Annotated in this window: 18 protein-coding genes; 5 read left to right on the top strand and 13 right to left on the bottom strand. The window is 70.1% G+C overall.

Annotated elements, in window-relative coordinates:
* Positions 1 to 2: 2 nt before the first annotated feature.
* Together LCL61_RS15975 and LCL61_RS15970 are read left to right on the top strand one after the other, a co-directional pair.
* Complete coding sequence (locus tag LCL61_RS15975; protein WP_340687540.1) at positions 3 to 473, top strand: SRPBCC domain-containing protein; 471 nt, start codon at positions 3 to 5, stop codon at positions 471 to 473.
* Entirely contained in the window at positions 473 to 1,045 is a 573-nt protein-coding gene (locus tag LCL61_RS15970; RefSeq protein ID WP_340687539.1) for a dihydrofolate reductase family protein, read from the top strand. The genes LCL61_RS15975 and LCL61_RS15970 overlap by 1 nt, the downstream gene beginning before the upstream one ends.
* An 18-nt stretch (positions 1,046 to 1,063) precedes the next feature.
* On the opposite strand, the gene hisB is transcribed toward LCL61_RS15970, so the two are convergent.
* Genes hisB through hisD form a run of 3 tightly spaced genes read right to left on the bottom strand, consistent with a single transcriptional unit; the run spans position 1,064 to position 4,082 of the window.
* Positions 1,064 to 1,663: an imidazoleglycerol-phosphate dehydratase HisB gene (hisB, locus tag LCL61_RS15965; RefSeq protein ID WP_340687538.1), complete on the bottom strand. Its 600-nt coding sequence runs from the start codon at positions 1,661 to 1,663 to the stop codon at positions 1,064 to 1,066.
* Positions 1,660 to 2,760, bottom strand: coding sequence for a histidinol-phosphate transaminase (locus LCL61_RS15960; RefSeq protein ID WP_340687537.1), 1,101 nt, complete (start codon positions 2,758 to 2,760; stop codon positions 1,660 to 1,662). Before LCL61_RS15960 ends, hisB begins: the two co-directional genes overlap by 4 nt.
* Positions 2,757 to 4,082, bottom strand: a complete 1,326-nt coding sequence (gene hisD, locus LCL61_RS15955) for a histidinol dehydrogenase (RefSeq protein WP_340687536.1) — start codon at positions 4,080 to 4,082, stop codon at positions 2,757 to 2,759. Before hisD ends, LCL61_RS15960 begins: the two co-directional genes overlap by 4 nt.
* A gap of 84 nt (positions 4,083 to 4,166) precedes the next feature.
* Between hisD and LCL61_RS15950 the strand changes: the two genes are divergently transcribed.
* Positions 4,167 to 4,961, top strand: a complete 795-nt coding sequence (locus LCL61_RS15950; protein WP_340687535.1) for a carbon-nitrogen hydrolase family protein — start codon at positions 4,167 to 4,169, stop codon at positions 4,959 to 4,961.
* Here the strand turns inward: LCL61_RS15950 and LCL61_RS15945 are convergent.
* A complete protein-coding gene (locus LCL61_RS15945) occupies positions 4,909 to 5,397 on the bottom strand; it encodes an Lrp/AsnC family transcriptional regulator (protein ID WP_340687534.1) in 489 nt (162 codons plus the stop codon). The two genes, LCL61_RS15950 and LCL61_RS15945, sit on opposite strands and share 53 nt — an antisense overlap.
* Positions 5,398 to 5,465: 68 nt before the next feature.
* On the opposite strand from LCL61_RS15945, the gene LCL61_RS15940 reads away from it, so the two are divergent.
* Positions 5,466 to 6,362 carry an SMP-30/gluconolactonase/LRE family protein gene (locus LCL61_RS15940; RefSeq protein ID WP_340687533.1) on the top strand — a complete coding sequence of 299 codons (897 nt, stop codon included), beginning with the start codon at positions 5,466 to 5,468 and terminating at the stop codon, positions 6,360 to 6,362.
* A gap of 10 nt (positions 6,363 to 6,372) precedes the next feature.
* Here the strand turns inward: LCL61_RS15940 and LCL61_RS15935 are convergent, their stop codons facing one another.
* The 3 genes from LCL61_RS15935 to eccB are packed head-to-tail and all read right to left on the bottom strand — an operon-like array spanning position 6,373 to position 9,217.
* Positions 6,373 to 7,029, bottom strand: coding sequence for a response regulator (locus tag LCL61_RS15935; RefSeq protein ID WP_034319368.1), 657 nt, complete (start codon positions 7,027 to 7,029; stop codon positions 6,373 to 6,375).
* Positions 7,026 to 7,766, bottom strand: coding sequence for a response regulator (locus LCL61_RS15930; protein WP_425342006.1), 741 nt, complete (start codon positions 7,764 to 7,766; stop codon positions 7,026 to 7,028). Before LCL61_RS15930 ends, LCL61_RS15935 begins: the two co-directional genes overlap by 4 nt.
* Positions 7,763 to 9,217 (bottom strand): type VII secretion protein EccB, encoded by a 1,455-nt coding sequence (eccB, locus tag LCL61_RS15925; RefSeq protein WP_425342005.1) that lies wholly within the window; start codon positions 9,215 to 9,217, stop codon positions 7,763 to 7,765. Before eccB ends, LCL61_RS15930 begins: the two co-directional genes overlap by 4 nt.
* A 119-nt stretch (positions 9,218 to 9,336) precedes the next feature.
* Between eccB and LCL61_RS15920 the strand changes: the two genes are divergently transcribed.
* The gene (locus tag LCL61_RS15920) at positions 9,337 to 10,410 is read left to right on the top strand and encodes a type VII secretion protein EccE (RefSeq protein ID WP_340687531.1); all 1,074 of its coding nucleotides are present in this window, start codon (positions 9,337 to 9,339) and stop codon (positions 10,408 to 10,410) included.
* Positions 10,411 to 10,506: 96 nt separating this feature from the next.
* Here LCL61_RS15920 and eccD read toward each other — a convergent pair whose 3' ends face one another.
* The 6 genes from eccD to LCL61_RS15890 are packed head-to-tail and all read right to left on the bottom strand — an operon-like array spanning position 10,507 to position 15,932.
* Complete coding sequence (gene eccD, locus LCL61_RS15915) at positions 10,507 to 11,883, bottom strand: type VII secretion integral membrane protein EccD (protein ID WP_340687530.1); 1,377 nt, start codon at positions 11,881 to 11,883, stop codon at positions 10,507 to 10,509.
* The gene (locus tag LCL61_RS15910; protein WP_016336001.1) at positions 11,880 to 12,209 is read right to left on the bottom strand and encodes a YbaB/EbfC family nucleoid-associated protein; all 330 of its coding nucleotides are present in this window, start codon (positions 12,207 to 12,209) and stop codon (positions 11,880 to 11,882) included. The genes eccD and LCL61_RS15910 overlap by 4 nt, the downstream gene beginning before the upstream one ends.
* A complete protein-coding gene (locus LCL61_RS15905) occupies positions 12,206 to 12,724 on the bottom strand; it encodes a hypothetical protein (protein WP_340687529.1) in 519 nt (172 codons plus the stop codon). The genes LCL61_RS15910 and LCL61_RS15905 overlap by 4 nt, the downstream gene beginning before the upstream one ends.
* Before the next feature lie 5 nt (positions 12,725 to 12,729).
* Entirely contained in the window at positions 12,730 to 14,079 is a 1,350-nt protein-coding gene (locus LCL61_RS15900; RefSeq protein WP_340687528.1) for a WXG100 family type VII secretion target, read from the bottom strand.
* Positions 14,080 to 14,096: 17 nt separating this feature from the next.
* Positions 14,097 to 15,131: a hypothetical protein gene (locus LCL61_RS15895; protein ID WP_340687527.1), complete on the bottom strand. Its 1,035-nt coding sequence runs from the start codon at positions 15,129 to 15,131 to the stop codon at positions 14,097 to 14,099.
* Positions 15,132 to 15,152: 21 nt separating this feature from the next.
* Positions 15,153 to 15,932, bottom strand: a complete 780-nt coding sequence (locus LCL61_RS15890; protein WP_340687526.1) for a WXG100 family type VII secretion target — start codon at positions 15,930 to 15,932, stop codon at positions 15,153 to 15,155.
* Between the last annotated feature and the right edge of the window lie 24 nt (positions 15,933 to 15,956).

Genomic DNA, 15,956 nt, shown 5'->3' with positions numbered 1-15,956 from the left:
CGATGCCGATCACCTCCGTCACCAAGCAGCCCGAAAAGCTCAGTCTCACCGTCGTGGCGGACTTTCCCGTCCCGAGGAAACGGCTTTGGGACGCCTGGGCCGATCCACGACAACTCGAACGCTTCTGGGGGCCACCCTTCGCACCCGCCACGTTCACCCATCACGATTTCCGGACCGGCGGCCGCGCCGAGTACTACCTGTCCGGGCCGAACGGCGAAAAGTGGGCCGACTCCTGGCAGTTCACCGCGGTGAACCCCATCGACTCGTTCGAGGTGCTCGACGGTGATGACAACGCCGACGCCGAGAACATGCCCACCTCGATGACTTTCACCTTCGAGGCGACACCGACGGGGTCACGGCTGGTCCACGTCACCCGGTTCTCCAGTGTCGAAGCGATGGAGAAGACGATCCCGGGGATGGAAGAGGGCTTCCGCGCCGCGATGCCCCAACTCGACGCACTACTGGAGGCGTGATGAGAAAGCTCAAGATCATCGAGCACATCTCGCTCGACGGCGTGATCCAGCATTCCGCCGACGAGAACGGCTTCCCGTACAGCGGCTGGAACATGCCCTACCGAACCCCCGCCGGCCGGGAAGCCCTCCTGGCTGCGCACACCGAAAGCTTCGACCTGCTGCTCGGCCGCCGCACCTACGACCTCTGGTCGGAATACTGGCCGGATGCGCCGAGCGACCCGTTCGCGGACCGGCTCAAGGCGGCGACGAAATACGTCGTCACCCATCGGCCGGAAAGCCTGAAATGGGGCCCGTTCGAGGGAGTCGGCCCGGACATCGTCGAAGGCGTCCGCCGTGTCAAGGCACAGGACGGCCCGGACCTCATCCTCTCGGGCAGCTCCACGCTGACGTCGACGCTGCTCGAAAGCGGGCTCGCGGACGAAGTCGTGCTGGCCGTCTATCCGCTCCTTTTGGGTGCAGGCAAGCGTTTCTTCGCCGAAGGAACGCCTGCCCAGACCCTGGACTTCGTCGGCTCCACGACGACCCCGTCCGGCGTCCAGCTCAATACCTACAAGCCCACCGGACGCATTTAAGTCCTCTGGATGCGGGGGTTAGAGGACGCCCTTCGTCGACGGGATGCCGCCCGCCCGCGGGTCCGGTTCGGTGGCGGCGCGCAGCGCCCGCGCGACGGCCTTGTACTCGGCCTCCGCGATGTGGTGCGGGTCCCGGCCGTGCAGCACCCGGACGTGCAGCGCGATCTGCGCGTGAAACGACAGCGAGTCGAACACGTGCCGCGTCAGCACGAACGGGTAGTTCCCGCCGATGGTGAAGCTGGTGAACTGCTCCGGCTCGCCCAGGTGCACGCAGTACGGGCGCCCGGAAACGTCGATCGCGGCGTGTGCGAGGGTTTCGTCCATCGGGATCCACGCGTCGCCGAAGCGGCGGATGCCGCTCTTGTCGCCGAGCGCCTGTCGCAGCGCCTGGCCGAGCACGATCGCGGTGTCCTCGACGGTGTGGTGCGCGTCGATGTGGACGTCACCGGTCGCCTGCACCTTGAGGTCGAGTGAGCCGTGCACGCCGAACGCGGTGAGCATGTGGTCGTAGAACGGGACACCGGTGTCGATCTCCACCTGCCCCGTGCCGTCCAGGTCGAGCTGGACCGAAATGGACGATTCCTTGGTGGTGCGATCCACCTTGCCGACGCGACTCATCGCGGCACCTCCTTGCTGGCCTCGAGAAAGGCGTCGTTCTCTTCCGGCGTCCCGATGGTCACCCGCAGGTGTCCCTCGATGCCGACGTCCCTGATCAGCACACCGTTGTCCAAATAGGACCGCCAGGTCGCGGGCGCGTCCGCGAACCGTCCGAAGAGGACGAAGTTCGCGTCGCTCGGGACCGGCGTGAATCCCAAGCCCAGCAACGCTTCCACCACGCGGTCGCGTTCGGCCGCGAGTTTGGCGACCGAGGCGAGGGTGGCGTCCGCGTGCCGCAGCGCGGCGCGCGCGGCGGCCTGCGTGAGCTTCGAGAGGTGATACGGCAGCCGCACCAGCTGCAGCGCGTCGACGATCGCGGGCGCCGCCGCGAGATACCCGAGCCGCCCGCCCGCGAAGGCGAACGCCTTGCTCATCGTGCGCGACACGATCAGCTTCGCCGGGTACTCCTCGAGAAGCTCGACAGCACTCGGCTGCGACGAGAACTCCGCGTACGCCTCGTCGACCACCACGATGCCCGGCGCCGCTTCGAGCAGCCCGCGCAGCTCGTCGAACGGGATCGACCCGCCGGTCGGGTTGTTCGGGCTGGTCACGAACACGATGTCCGGACGGCGTTCGCGCACCAGCGCGGCCGCCTTCTCGGTGTCGAGCGTGAAATCGTCGCGGCGCGGCACCGGCAGCCAGTCGGTGCGGGTGCCCGCCGAGATGATCGGGTGCATCGAGTACGACGGCTCGAAGCCCAGCGCCGAGCGGCCGGGGCCACCGAAGGCCTGCAAAATCTGCTGCAGGATTTCGTTGGACCCGTTGGCGGCCCACACGTTCGACTCCGACACGAGTACGCCGGTGGACACCGCGAGGTAGTCCGCGAGGTCCTGGCGCAGCGCGACGGCGTCGCGATCCGGGTAGCGGTGCAGCGAAGCGGCCTCGGCGCGGACGGCCTCGGCGACGTCGGCCACCAGCGCGTCCGGCGGCGGGTACGGGTTTTCGTTGGTGTTGAGCCGGATCGGCACGTCGAGCTGCGGTGCGCCGTACGGGGTCCTGCCCCGCAGGTCCTCCCGCAGCGGGAGAGAGCCGAGCGTGATCTCCTCGCCGATGCTCATGCCCGCTCCCCCTCGAACCGCGCCGTGATGGCTTCGCCGTGCGCGGGCAGGTCTTCGGCGTTCGCCAGCGCGACGACGCGGCCGGCGATCTCGCGCAGCGCGTCCTGGCTGTAGTCGACGACGTGCACGCCCTTGAGGAAGCTCTGCACCGAAAGCCCGGACGAGTGCCGCGCGAATCCGCCGGTGGGCAGGACGTGGTTCGACCCGGCGCAGTAGTCGCCGAGCGAGACCGGCGCGTACGCCCCGACGAAGATCGCGCCGGCGTTGCGCACGCGGGCCGCCACCGTCGGCGCGTCCGCGGTCTGGATCTCCAGGTGTTCCGCGGCGTACGCGTCCACGACGCGGATCCCGTCGTCCACAGTGGATACCAGGATGATGCCGGACTGCTTGCCGCCCAAGGCCTCCGTCACTCGCTCGGAGTGCTTGGTCGCGGCGACCCGGCCGGTCAGCTCCTTGTCGACGGCGTCCGCGAGCTCCTCGGACGTGGTGACCAGGACGCTCGCGGCGAGCGGGTCGTGCTCGGCCTGGCTGATCAGGTCGGCGGCGACGTGCACCGGGTCGGCGGTCTCGTCGGCGAGGATGGCGATCTCGGTCGGGCCCGCCTCGGAGTCGATACCGATGATGCCGCGCAGCAGCCGCTTGGCCGCGGTGAGGTAGATGTTGCCGGGACCGGTGACGACGTCGACCGGCTCCAGCGTCGCGCCGTCGGTGTCGGTGCCACCGTACGCGAGCAGCGCGACGGCCTGAGCCCCGCCGACGGCCCAGACCTCGTCGACGCCGAGCAGTTCGGCGGCGGCCAGGATCGTCGGGTGCGGGAGCCCGCCGAACGCGGCCTGCGGCGGCGAGCACAGCACGAGCGTGCCGACGCCGGCGATCTGCGCCGGGACGACGTTCATCACCACGGTCGAGGGGTACACCGCGAGCCCGCCCGGCGCGTACAGCCCGACACGGTCCACCGGGATCCAGCGCTCGGTGACGGTGCCGCCGTCGACGACCTCGGTCGTGACGTCCTGACGGCGCTGGTCGCCGTGGACCTTCCGGGCGCGGACGATGGACTCCTCCAGCGCCTCGCGGACGGCCGGGTCCAGGTTCTCGAGCGCGTTGGTGAGCTCCGCGGCGGCCACACGGACGCCGCCGGGACGGACCTTGTCGAACTTCTCGGTGAACTCGAGAACCGCCTCGACGCCGCGATCGCGGACCGCCTCGACCACCGGCCGTACGTGATGCAGTGCCGCGTCCACGTCGTACTCGGCACGCGGGAGCGTGCGCCTGAGCTCGGCAACGGACGGGACCTGTCCACGCAGGTCGGTACGGTTCAGCATGGGTCAAGGGTACGAGGTGGCCGGATCGCCCCGAGCAGGCACACTGGGGTGGTGACCAGCGATCCCACGATGAGGGAGGCCTCCGTGCCGCGAATCGGGTTGTGCCAGCTCACGGCTGCCGAGGATCCCGAGACGAACCTGAAGCTGATTCGCGAGGGCGTGACGGCCGCGGCGGGCGAAGGCGCCCGGGTCGTCGTGTTCCCGGAGGCGGCGATGGCGCGCTTCGGCATCCCGCTCGGGCCCGTCGCGCAACCTTTGGACGGACCGTGGGCGTCCACTGTGGCCGCACTCGCCGAGGAACACGGCGTCGTGGTCGTCGCGGGCATGTTCACGCCGTCACCCGACGGGCGGGTGAGCAACACCCTGCTCGTCACCGGCGCGGGGCATCACTTCGGCTACGACAAGATCCATCTGTACGACGCCTTCGGGTTCGCCGAGTCCGACACGGTCGCGCCCGGTGCCGCGCCTGCCACCTTCGAGGTCGACGGGGCCACGTTCGGCGTCGCGACCTGCTACGACATCCGCTTTCCCGAACTGTTCCGGAAGCTGGCCGACGACGGCGCCGACATCGTCCTCGTGCCGACGTCCTGGGGTGCGGGCGAGGGCAAACGCGAGCAGTGGGAGGTACTGGTGCGCGCCCGCGCGCTCGACTCCGGCTGCTGGGTGCTGGGCTGCGGGCAGGCCGATCCGGCCACGACCTCGACCCCGGTGAACCCGAAGGCGCCCACGGGGATCGGCTACTCCACGGTGTCCGACGGTTTCGGCCGCGTCCACACCCAGCTGGGCGCCGGGCCGGAACTCGTGGTCGTCGAGGTGGATCCCGCCGTCAGCGGGAAGGCGCGGGCGGCGACGGGTGTGCTGGCGAATCGTCGCCTCTAGCGTCCACGGAGCGCTCGAAGAAGGATTCGAGCACCACGATCGTCTGCGTCCCGGTGACGCCCTCGATCGCGTACAGCCTGCGCAGTGACGCCTGCAGTTCCTCGGTGGTCGGCGTGCGCAGCTTCACCAGCAGCGAGGCCGGGCCCGCGATGATATGCGCCTCGACGACCTCCGGCAGCGCCTCCAGCGCGGCCTTGGTCGGCGCGTCGCCCATCCACGAGCCCGCCTCGACCAGCACGAACGCCATCACTCCCCGGCCGACCGCCGCCGGGTCGACGTCGACGGTCGTGCGCCGGATGACGCCCTGTTCGCGTAGTTTGCGGACCCGTTCGTGCGCGGCGCCCGCGGACAGGCCGACCGCCTTGCCGAGCGCGGCGTACGCCTGAGTCGCGTCCTGCTGCAACACGGTGAGCAACATGCGATCCACGTCATCCATGGGTTGACCATATCAAGTGCGGCGTTTCATGATGATCGCAATATCTCATTCGGAACACTGGGGTTCTCATGGACATGGTCAAGGCGCACTTCGAAGTCCTCGACGAGCGGTTCGCCCGCGTCAACGGGGACGAGTGGATGCAACGACTGCACACCGGCTGCAGGTGGACCGAGGGGCCCGCCTACTTCCCCGCCGGCCGGTACCTGGTGTTCAGCGACATCCCGAACGACCGGGTCCTGCGCTGGGACGAGACCACCGGTGCGGTCGGCGTGTTCCGCGAGCCCGCCGGATTCCACAACGGGCACACCGTCGACCGCCAGGGCAGGCTCGTCAGCTGCGAGCAGGGCGGCCGCCGGGTGACGCGCACCGAACACGACGGCGCGACCACCGTCCTCGCGGAGACCTATCAGGGCAAGAGGTTCAACAGCCCCAACGACGTCGTCGAGTCCTCGGACGGCGCGATCTGGTTCACCGACCCGAGTTACGGCATCGACAGCGACTACGAAGGCCATCAGGCGGAAAGCGAGATCGGCGCCTGCCACGTCTACCGGGTCGATCCGGTGGACGGTGCGGTGCGGATCGTCGCGGACGATTTCTCGCGCCCGAACGGGCTCGCGTTCTCGGTGGACGAATCGCTGCTCTACATCGCGGACACGCGGCAGAAACCCAGCCACATCAGGGTTTTCTCGGTGGACAACGGGCGGCTTTCCGGCGGCGGAATCTTCGCCACCTGTGACGCCGGCGGCTTCGACGGCGTGCGCGTGGACGCCGCGGGCCGGGTCTGGGCCGCCGCGCACGACGGCCTGCACTGCTTCGCGCCCGACGGCACGCGGATCGGAAAGCTGCGGGTGCCGGAGATCTGTTCCAACCTGACCTTCGGCGGGCCGCGGCGGAACGATCTGTTCATCACGGCGAGCAGTTCGGTCTACACGCTGCGGGTGAACTTCTCGGGGCCACGCATTTAGTCCTCTGAATCTAGCGCAGCAGGCCTTCCCGGATCGCCACCCGCACGAATCCGGCCCGCCGCCGTTCCCCGGTCTTGTCCCGGATCCGGTCGAGATAGGACCGCACGGTCCGCACGCTGATGTTCAGGATCTCCGCCACGTCGACGTCCCGTTCGCCCGCCGCGACCAGACGCAGGACCTGCTTCTCCCGCTCGGACAGGACGATCTTGGGCCCGGCGTGGCGGTCTTCGCTGTCCTGGATGATCATCCCGGCCAGCGTCGGCGACACGTACGCGTTGTCCTCGGCGATGGTGCGGATGGCGCGCAGGAGTTCGTCGCCGTCGACGTCCTTGGACAGGAAGCCCTTCGCACCGGCCTGCATGGCGCCCAGTACCTCGGGCTGCTCGGCGTGCGCGGACACCACGAGCACCTTGTGCCCCATCTGTCCCACTTCGAGCACGGCGGCGGCGTCCTGGACGCCTCGCAGCTTGAGGTCGAGGACGACGACGCTGCCGGGCGGCTGCTCCTGGACGGCGAACCGCGCGACGGAGTCGGCGACGGCGCCCAGCGCGATGTCGGGCGCTTCGGTGAGGACACGCGCGACGGCGTCCCGGTACAGCGGATGATCTTCGATCACCCCGACGTTGATCGGCGTGGTGCGTTTCGGCTGCTGCTCGTCTGCGTTCACCGGCGTCCTTCGAATCCGCCCGCGTCGGCGCGGGGCGCGACCGGCCGAGACGGGCCGGGCACCTCCGGCGGAGACGCGAGCCCGAGCTGGATGGCCTTGCGGACCAGACCGGCCCGCCTTCTCTCTCCGAGTTTGTCACGGATCCGGTCCAGATAACCGCGGACCGTCCGAACTCCGATGCCCAGGATGCGGGCGATGTCGACGTCGCGTTCGCCCGCCGCGACGAGCCGCAGGACCTGCTTCTCCCGCGCGGAGAGCGCGACGTCCGGAGCCGCGGCGGGGCGGTCGGCGTTGTCCTTGATGATCATTCCGGCCACCACCGCGGAAACGTAGGCCCGGCCGCGCGCGACCGTCCTGATCGCGGTCAGCAGCTCGTCGACGTCGACGTCCTTGGACAGGAAACCCTTGGCGCCGGCGGCGATCGCACCGAGCACCTGTTCGGGCTCGGCCTGCGCGGACACCACGAGCACGTGATGCCCCAGTTCGGCCACCTGGAGCACGGCGGCCGCCCCGGCGATCCCCGGCAGGCCGAGGTCGAGCAGCACCACGCTGCCGGGCGGCTGCGGATGGACGTGGAACCGGGCGACCGAATCGACCACGGCGCCCAGCTCGATCCCTTCGGCCTCGGTGAGGACCCGGACCACGGCGTGCCGGTACAGCGGATGGTCCTCGATCACCGCGACGTCGACCCGGTCGGTCTCCGGCCTGTCTTCGGTCCTCTGCACGTTCCCGATCACCCCGTCCCACCCACCGCCGCGGACACCGCACGGCCTGCCTGCGCCGGATCCAGCGCGGGCCCGCGCGGCACCAGTGCCAGCAATCCATTCGAAACCGGTTGCCGTTCGGCTTGGCCGTATCCGAGGGAAGCGAGTGCCTCAGTGCTCGCCACCGGGTACTTCAGGCCCGTGTCGGTGACGACGTAGACCGTGCCGGAACCGGATTCCGCCACCACCGCGCCTCCCGACGGAGGCACGAAGACGGCGTCGGCGACCAGCGCGTCCGTGCGCGCCGTCACCGGGATCGCCTTCGCACCTTGCGGCAACGGGACCTGTGCGGAGATAACGATTCGAGAACCCTGTGCGCATAACGTCACGGACTGTCCGGTAACGGGCGCTTTTCGCGGGATCCGGTCCGGATACTCCGCGGGATCGGCCCCACCCGTCCTCGCCTTGGCGACCTTCGGCACCGCGGCCACGTCGGCCGCGCGCACCGCGACGGGCGCCGGGACGCCGATGTAGGCGTCCGCGTTCTCCGGGGTGTTGATCAGCAGGCTCGCCTCGGTCTGGCCGATCGGTTCGAGCCCTTCGGCGCGGACGAGGTAGTAGGACGTCGCGTCGTTGGGTGACGCCATCGCGTCGACGACGCCTAGCACCGAACCGACCTTCGTCGCGGCGCCGCCGACCTTCGGGCCGGGCCGCCCGGCGTCTTCGACCGCGCGGTAGGCCAGATCGCGTCCGGCGGCGACGGTACCGATCCACCGGGAGGACACCGCGATCACCGGGTAGGTGTCGAACTGCAGCGCCGTGGCGGCCTCCGGGGTGAGCTTGTAGCGGCGTCCCGCCGTGACGAGGTAGCGCTCGCCGTCGGGGACACGGACCACGACGGCCTGGTCCCTCGGCAGGTCGACCCCGGCGGCGGGCGCGCCGAGGAGCACCGTCGTCTCCGGTTCGGCCGACGCGGGCGCGTCCTGGGTCGTGCGCGAGCAGCTCGTCCACGGCGTATTCACGAGCGCGGCCGCCGCGGGCAGCGAATCGGGGGCCCCGGGAATGCCGATCTGCGAACCCCTCGGCGCCTTCGCGAGCTTGTCCGAAGGGACCGTCACAGTGGCCTCGCCGTTGCCGCCCGCCATCAGCCGCGCGGAGGCGTAGTTGAGCACAGGATGCAGCGCGCCGTCCTGGCCGAGGATGTAGCGCGCGCCGGTGCCCTCTTCGACGATCACCTTGCCGCCCGCTAGCCAGTCCTTGCCGCCGGACGGGTTCAGCAGGCCGATCACGCCGAACACCGCGGTGACCAGCAACGCGACGCCGAGGCCGCACAGGGTTCCGATGACGAGCCTGCGACTCGGGGCGACCGGATGGTTGGCGTCAGCCGAGACCAGTGCCGAAACCAGTCTCCTGCGGAGGAATTGGTAGGCCTGGATCTGGTCCCGCTGCGTCCACACGCTCCCGTCCCCCGCCTTCGTGCCCACCCGTTTCGAGGGTGCTCACGTTAGGTTCCGGCCAGGTTCACGGTGAGGGTATTTTTTACGCCCCTCCCCCGCGCGGGGCGGGGCTACCGTCGTGCGCGTGCACGGAGGAGGGGAATTCCTTGTCGGTTGAAGCCCCGGCCCGCCCGGTCCCGGAACAGGCGCCCCCACGCGGGATGGCGGGCGCGGCGCCGCTGCCCTGGCTGCTGCCGATCCGTCCGCTGCAGGCGGCGCTCTGGGAGATCGCCGGGATCGCGATCCTGCTGGCCCTCACCGTCGACGGGATCCCGCAGGTCGCGTGGATCAGCATCGTCGCCGTCGCCGGCGTCCTCGTGCTGACGACTTCGGTCCGCTTCGCCGGACGCCACGCCGCGGGCTGGGCGCTCACCTGGGCCAGGTATCGGCTGAAGCGCCGCGACAAACACGAAGTCCCCGATCCGCTGCACCGGCTCGCCGGTCCTGTCCGGGTGCGCCAGCACGTCGACCGCGCGGGCAACCGCTTCGGGGTCGCCGAGGTCGGCGACGGGTGGAGCGCCATCGTGCGGCTCACCCCCGGCGCAGTGGCACCCGCGCCGGACACGCTCGTCGGCATCCTGCGCGAGGCGTACACGAGCACCGGGATCCCTTTGTCCAGCGCGCAACTGCTGACCTGGACCGTCCCCAATGGACAGTCCTTGCTGCGCGTCCGCTGGCTCACCGTCCGGTACCGGCCCGAGGACGCGCCGATCGCCGCGCTCGCCAGAGGCGGCGGAGAACTCGGCGCGCTGCGTAGCACCGCCTGCGCGGCACTGTCCCTGATGGGCGCGCTCGCCGAAGCCGGGTTCGAGAGCACCGTGCTCGAAGCCGGCGAGGTGACGGAAAACCTGCGCGTCGCGCTCGGCAGCGGCCAGGACGCGCCGGTGGACGGCTGGCGTTCCTGGGACTGGGGCGGGGCGTCGCAGGTCTGCTACCGGCCCCGGTCGGAGCGGGATCTCGCGCGGACACTGGATCTTCACGTCCCCGGCTCGGCGTTCACCGCGACTTCGTACACGCTGTACCGCTCGCCCGGCGGACGCGAGAAGTCCGAGGTGACCATCCGGGTCGGCGGACGACCGGGAGCGGAACCGGTGCGGCCGAGTGGGATCGCGGTGACCCCGCTGCACGGACGGCACGCGGCGGCGGTCCGGCGGACCCTGCCGCTGGCGCTGGAGAACTGAGGGGACGGTCCGTGGAGGACTCCTTTCTTCTCTGAGGGTAGGGAAGGAGTCCTTCACGGACGTGACGCATTTAGTCCTCTGAATGCGAGAAGCGGGTCAGCCCCGCACGGCCTCGTAGACCCCGGCGATCATGCCGACGAACGGGATCAGCGAGAGCAGCACCAGGAACTCGACGATATCGAGAGTCCTTGCCCAATAAGGAGAACGACGTCCCTTCGCGACACGCGTCGCGTAGGTGAGACAGACGCCCGCCGCGACGACGACGGCGCAGCCCGCGGCGAAGACGAACGAACGCGGACCGCTCGCGGCGAGCCAGAATCCGGCCGCCGCCAGGGCCGCCGCGCCGAAACCGATGAGCACGACCCGCTGCGAGCGGCCCGCGAAGGCGCGCGAGCGCAGCATCAGCGCCAGACCCAGCAGCGCGCACAAGCCCGCTTCCCAAGCCCCGCCGGAGGACGACAGGACCACCGACGCCGAAACCACGACGAGCCCGAGCGCGACGAGCAGCCCGGTCAGCAACGCCTGCGCGTACGTCGTGCCGCCGACCATGTCCTCCCCGAGCGAAGGGTTCTCGTCGGCACGGAACGAGTCCATGTCGTCGGGCACCCGGGGCAGCGGCAGCCTGCCGAGCCGCAGCGCCATCATCGGCGCGACCGCGGCCAGCGCCGTCGCCACGACGGCGACCACGGCGGCCGCCGAAACCGGGCGGACATCGGCCAGCAGGACGATGGCGGTGGTGATCGCGCCGAGCCCGGCCGACACGGTCACCGCGACGAACCACGGCAACCGGTCCGCCACCGAAACGGCCGCGATCACGCCATAGACGGTCACGATCGCGAACCCGGCGGCGAGCGGTCCGGCCGACAGCGAGAACAGCGGATGCGGCGGCAGGATCGACATCCCGGCCAGCAGGGCCGCGCCGACCCCGGCGAGCGCGCCGGCGGCACCGGCCTCCGCGTCGCCGTATGCGCGGCTCAGCGCGCCGCCGCCCAGCACCAGGACGAGCGCGAGCAGCCCGGTCCCGATCGGCGCCAGCACACTGCCGGACGCGGCGGCCTGCACCAGCAGCCCACCGGCGAGCAGCAGCACCACCGACGCGACGATGCCCGCCTTGCGCGCCACCGGCGGCCCCCACCGCCCGGTGCCCGACTCGGCGACGCTGGCGATCGAGTCGACGACGTCGTCGAACAGCAGCGGACCCCGCGGGCGTTCCCGCGGGGTCAGATGGAGGACTTCGCCGTCGCGCACCTGTGCCGCGGCGACCGTGAGCCCGAGTGCGAGCGGAGCGCCGCCGAGCCGGGACAGCACCCAGCCGGGATGCTCGGCCGACGCCTGTCCCGACGCGCCCGCGAGCCGCACGAGCTGCGGGACGAGTTCGGCGAACGTGCTCTGCTGCGGCAGGGCCACATCGACGCGCGCCCGCGGTGTCACCACCGTGACGCGCCGGGTGGATCCCGCGATCGCGGCCGTCATGCTTCGATCGACTTGGCGGACTCGATGACCGGGGCGAACTTGGCGCTGCTGGCCTCGGCCAGTTTCTGCAGCCCGTTGTTGACCGCCTCCAGCACGATCTCCGAGAGGTTGCGCGCGTCGTACTGACGCACCGCGCGCGGGTCGATGTCGATCGAGGTGAACCGGCCGTCACCACGCAGCACGACGGTGACCTCGTTCTGCCGCGAGTGCGCCTTGACCTCCATCGCCTCGACCGAACGCTGGATGCGCTGCACCTCTTCGGTCTGCTTGCGGACCTGGTCCAGCAACTCGTCCATGTCCGGCATGGCGTAGGGGTCGGTGGTCACGAGTCTTCTCCTTCATCTGCGGTGAAATCCCGCCGGACGTGGACACTGCCCACGAACCGCCGGAAGTCGTCACCGAGGCCACGGGCCGCCTCGGGCGTTGCGGTACAAGCGATTTCGAGGATCAGCCGCTCGGCCGGGGTCGCTCCCGGCACGGTCAGCAGCACCTGCGTCTGTACGAGATCCTGTCCTTCGCCGGTGCGGATGCGCAGCACCTGCGTCACCCCTGGAGCGATCCCGGTGCCGATCACCTTGCGCCGCACCACTTCGAGCGCGGCCATGGACCGGCCGAGACGTTCGACGGCCTCGTCGGCGATGCCGGTGATCTCCGCCGGGTCGGGCCGTTGCCCGATGCTCAGGGTGATGTTCGGGGTGAACTCCGCGTACGTCCCGGAGTGCACCGCCACGAAGACCGCGCCCTCGGCACCGACGGACGCCGGCTCGACCGGCACCCAGCCCTCGGGGATGTCGAATCCGAGCGGGAGGGAGACCCGGTCCTGCGTCATCGTTTCGCTCATCCCCGTCACCACGTGCCCACGTAGGTGATCGCGTCGTCCCACGCCTCGCCGACGGCGTCCGCCGCCTGGCCCGCCGCGCCGCTCACCGCGTCGACGGCCGCGCCGCCGTATTCGCCGACGGTGTCCGCGATCTTCGGCAGATCGATGTCGATCTTCGCGCCGATCCCGGCACCGAGGCCGAGCGCGACACCCGCCTTGAAGTTGACCTTGATGTGCCCGGCGTCGTAGACGGCTTGGCCGTCGAGCTGCGCGCCGAGTCCATATTGGAGGGTTCCGCTCGCGCCGACGCCGACACCGGCCACGTCCGCCGCGACTTCGCCTTCGATCTTGCCGCCGACGAAGGCGTTGGCGTGCACACCGACCCCGTGCGCGCCCGCCTGCAGCGATCCGTTCACCTCACCGCCGACGAACGCGGTTCCCTTGGCGCTGCCCGAAGCGACGCCCCACTCGCCCTTGCGTTCGAGTTCTTCCTTGAAGGCGGCCAGTTCCGCGTGCCCGGACGCCTTGACGTCCCAGCCCTGCGAGGAGATCTTGGCGTCCCAACCCGGGGTGAAGCCGTCCTGCTCCTGCTTCCACTTGGCGTAGGTGATCTCGGTGTTGCCCAAGGCCTTGTCGCGCAGGCCATCCGGCTTCGGCCTGCCGAACGGGGTGTCACCCGCGCGCGGGGCGCGCGTGCCTTCGAGACCGTCCCAAGTGAGCTTCTTCCAGCCCGAGTTGCCGAACCAGGAAGGATGCGAGCGCGGACGTTTGCGGCCGTCGAGGGCTTCACCGTTGAGCCAGTACAACGGGCCGCGGCCCCATTTGCCGAGCTCGTGCTCGATCCGGCCGGTGCCCTCCGGCGGGAACAGCCGCGCGAGTTCTTCGCTCAGCTCGTCGGCGATCTCCTGCGCCGCCTGCGCGGCACGCTCACCGAGTTGCCGGGCGGCGGAGATGAACGCGTTGACCGCGTTCGCGTTCGCCGTCCGCGCCTGGCTGATGAGCTGCGCGGCGTACTGGTCGAACTGGGCGAGGATCGAGTCCACACAGGACTTCGCGCCCTGCAGGGCCTGCGCGCCCGCCCGCAGCCGGTTCGACTGGTCGCTCAGTTTCGCGCCGAGCTCCCCGAGTTCCTGGCTCAGTTTCGCGGCCGAGGTGGAGAACGCCGTGTAGGCGTCGCCCTCCCAAGACGCGTTGAGCGCCTTCGCCGCCTTGCCGATCTCGTCCGCCCGGCCCGAAACCGTCGACGCCCGATCGCCGCACCGCCGGCCCGCCGCGGTCAGCGCCGAAGGATCACCGGTGACCCGCCGCTGGTATTCGACCACGAGCCGCCGGTAATTCGACAGGATCGAACTGACGACGCCCGACGCGTCGACCACACCGCTCCCCCACACGGCTACCTGCCCTTCGCCGGTGAGTCAGCTCCCGCATCGATATCGATGTGCTGCTCGAAGTGCTTGCCGCCGTAGTTCATGTCGATGTCGATATCGATGTCCTGCCCACCCGGCGCCTGCACGGTGGACTTCCCGGTGCTCAGGTCGGTGGTGATGGTGACCGTGTTCCCGTTGCCCGCAGCCGGGAACGAGCCGCCGGAACCCGCACCGCCGCCCGAGGGTCTGTCCACCGGGATCCAGGCGTCGGCGCCGCCGGGCCAGTTGCCCTGGGAGCCGTTCCCGCCCAGTGCGGGAGGCCGGTACTGGGTGAACGGTGGCGTCTCGCCCGGCGTCGAACCACCGCCCGCACCGCCACCGGAACCGCCGATGGCGGCCTGTCCCGAACCGCTGGCGACCGAGCCCGGCGCCTGCGGGTTGGTGACCGGGGTGCCCGAGACCGCCGAGTTGCCCGCCGCGCCGTTGTCACCGGCGTCGTTGTGCCCGAACAGTTTCTGGACCTCGCCGATGATGGTGGCGATCTGGGTGATCTGGTTGGCGAGGTCGACCACGCCGAGCGCCTTCAGCAGCGCGCCGATCGCGGTGATGAACGCGCGCAGCGAAGCACTGGTGGCGGTGGAAAGCGCGACGGCGGCGCCGTAGGTCCACGGATTCGACATCAGGCCCGCGACCGTCGGGTTCACCGCCGAGACCACCGCCTTGTAGGCGGTCTGCGCGGTCTTGATCAGCGTCCCGGCGATGCCGAGCAGTTCGGCGCCCTTCTGCACGACCTGGATGATCTTGGTCAGCGAGTTCAGGGAGTCGGTGATCTTCTTCAACGCGGAATCCGACGCGGCGCCGGACCAGATCTTGCCCAGCTGCTCGGCGGCCTTCGTCACCTCGTTGTACATGGTGAGGAACTCGTTGGCCTTCTTGAGCACTTCGAGGACGTGTTTCGCGATCTGCTCCGGCTGACCGGTGAGGATCTGCGGCAGGATCGTGATCGGTCCGCCCGAGGACGCCGTGGCGTCCATCGCGCTGGAATTGGGGTAAGTCAGCATGGTCGCTCCTCAGGCCGGAAGTCAGACGGAAGCCGGGCGGTAGACACTGACCTTCGCCAGGCCGTTGATGTCCGCGTCGACGATTCCGTGGTTGTAGAGCAGCCCGCCCTCTCCGGCGATGGCGATGATCGGCTTGCTGTCGGAGAACAGGAGCGGTTCGACCACGACGACGTCGCCGCTGTGCACCCCGCCCGGCACGTCGCCGAAGTTGCGCGCCGTACCGGCGTAGACCTCGATGACCCCGACCCGCGCCTGGTTGTCGGCGTCACCGGCCAGCCAGTCGTTGAAATCCGAGACGCCGTGGAACCGCGTGTCGGTGATCGGGTGGTCGCCGAGCTGACCCAGCCGCGCGTCCCCCAGGTAGCGCAGCACGTTGCCGACCGACGACGGCTCGCCCTCGCCGCCGGCGCTGTCGTTGATGGCCAGCGTCGCCAGTTCGGAGGCGTGCGAGTTGCCCCAGATCGACGACGACGTCGATCCGGCGCCGCCGCCCGGACGGCCGCCGTATCCGCCCGCGACCGCCTCGTCGGCGGCCTGGTAGGCGTCGGCGCTGCTCTTGATGAAGCCGTTGATCTGCTGCAGCAGTTGCAGGAGCGTCCGGACCGCGACCACCTGCTGGCTCTGCATGGCCGTGTTGGCCGCCGCCACGGCGCTGCCGAACGTGGCGAACGACATCGGCTGGAGGACGGTGCGTTCGAGGTCGGCGACGACGTTGATGCCCTGCATGATGATGCCGCCCAGGTTCCCGACCGCCGAGCGCATGGCCTCGGGCTCCGCCCGGTACTCGCCCGTGCCGACCATGGCTCTCCTTACTCTCTTCCCCCA

The organism is Amycolatopsis coloradensis (assembly GCF_037997115.1).
Taxonomy (GTDB): domain Bacteria; phylum Actinomycetota; class Actinomycetes; order Mycobacteriales; family Pseudonocardiaceae; genus Amycolatopsis; species Amycolatopsis coloradensis_A.
Note: the sequence above shows the minus strand (reverse complement) of the source record. Positions and strands in the feature narration are given on the sequence as shown.